A 1,999-nucleotide genomic window follows, 5' to 3' on the forward strand; every position below is an offset into this window, starting at 1 on the left:
TCCCGATCCCACCACCAGCGTTGGACGAGATTGGGGCGTTGGACTTCGGCGGATGCGAGCGAATCGAGCGTTGCGTAACGTTCCACCTGTGTCGGCAGCGTTTGCTTGGCGTCGACTGATACACCACCGCTGGCGATCACGATGTGATGCTTTTGCTTGCCATGACGCACCGTGTGCATCGTTGCGATCGACTCGACTTGACGCGGCGCGGTCAACATCCAAGGACGATCACTGTCGTATTGAACTAAGCTCTCGATCAACGCATCATGGGTGCTCGATTCGCTGTAACGCTCGGCCAACTCGGCAATCGACGCGGCTTGGTAAATCGATTCGAGTGCCCCGTATATCGGGTACTGCTGGCGAATCCGACTCCAATCTTGGTTGAAACCAGCGACAAACATTTCGGTGCGTGGATCGTTGGTCAGATGACCGCGCTGGCCACCGGCGATCGCCCGCTCGTTCTGTCCGCTCAGACGAATCGGAGTGCCAGCGAGTTCGAAGACGCGGCGATCATTGTCCGAGCGAACGCTTCGCGGTACCGCAGTGAACCACAACCGCAATAGTAAATCTTGTGGCGGCCCCCTAGCGATCAAAGCATCGACCGCATCGAGATAGTTCTCGGTTCCTTCGGGCAGCGGTTGTTTGCCCAAGGCAAGCCGCTTCATGTGCCGATCAGCCTCGACCATCACGTAACCGATGACGGTGTCGGGGGCCGTTCCAAAAACTTCGACGCGTTGCATCCCCAATGCCACCCGGACTGCACTGGCGGCAGTGCCGATCGGAATCGATTTGTTTTGAATCCCCACCGCGGCTTGGGCGGCATTCTGCAATCCTTCACGTGTCGGATCGATCGTGCAGCCAAACGATTGACGATTCTTGGCTGCGGCCAAACAAGTCAACAGAAAGTCAAGCCGCAACGTATTGCGAGCGGTGACGCGGTCACGATACCACCCTTGATACGTTTCGATGCCACCGACTTCGCCCGAGAGGATGATATCATCGTCGGTGAATTGAACGAAGCGAACCTCGGATAATCCCGCGAGGTATTGGATTGAGTCGGGTACTTTGTGGCCCGAGATTTGGTAATGCGCTAGCGCATCTCGCAGTCGACGCAGCGAGATGCTGCGGAGCGGCGAGGGGGATCGCCACGCTAGCGGTGAGAACAACGCAGCGCGATCACTCGTGGCCGCGGCATCGCTAAGTTGTGCAACCAGATCATCCATCACATTGGCTCGCGTGGTCGTCTCGCACTCACGCAGCGTTCCTTCGGGGTCGACGAAGACGCCTTGGGGGTACGGCGCCATCGTGCTGGGCCCGCCAAGCGATTCCCAGGTATCAGGTACAACCGTGGTTTCGATCAACGTCATCAACGATCCAAAATCGGCAAATGAACTGCCACCAGCGGCGCCGTTCGTGTTTGCGATGACTTCGTTCCTGGCGTCAGCGGATTCGATTTCGCGAAGCGTGGAATTAGCCGCTGAGGATTCGCCGACGGCAGATTGAGCGGTCGAGATTTGTGCAAGGAATTGATCTCGTTGGGGCAGTGGTATGGCAGACGCCTGCTGATGAGCGGCGAAAAACTCGCCCGATTGCAGGTGACTGAGCGGCGGTTGTGCTGAAACTTGGTGAAGCGAAAACGGAGCGGCCAGAAGTAAACCGAGCAGCAGCCAAAGACGAGAAAAGCGTATTGCCATAACAAGATCAGGGGGCCAGAGTCGGATGAGATAAGAAACTCGCAGGATTGGGTCGTGTCAATTCTATAGCAAAACAAGGGCCCGAGCGGATTCGTTCACGGCGATGCCTCGCTGCGAGACGCTAGTTCCACGGCGAATGGCGTAAGTAACCCGATGAGTTGGGAACCGAAGTGGTGGCGGGTGTGGCGTTTTGCATGACGCAGTTTGCTACGGGTGAGGTAGGCCGGACCAAGTTGCGGTAGCGACGCAGATCCGGCAGATGCGATTTTTGCATTGAAAGTCGTTGAGACTGTCGTCCACTTTGG

At 57.2% G+C, this 1,999-nt stretch carries 2 protein-coding genes; both read right to left on the reverse strand.

The window, feature by feature from the left end; translation table 11 throughout:
* On the reverse strand, window positions 1-1,694 hold a 1,694-nt coding region (locus tag RMSM_RS06640), incomplete at its 3' end, for a DUF1598 domain-containing protein (RefSeq protein ID WP_052031526.1).
* Between the two features lie 121 nt (window positions 1,695-1,815).
* On the reverse strand, window positions 1,816-1,999 hold a 184-nt coding region (locus RMSM_RS42385; RefSeq protein WP_236622031.1), incomplete at its 5' end, for a hypothetical protein.

Source organism: Rhodopirellula maiorica SM1, assembly GCF_000346295.1.
GTDB classification, from domain to species: domain Bacteria; phylum Planctomycetota; class Planctomycetia; order Pirellulales; family Pirellulaceae; genus Novipirellula; species Novipirellula maiorica.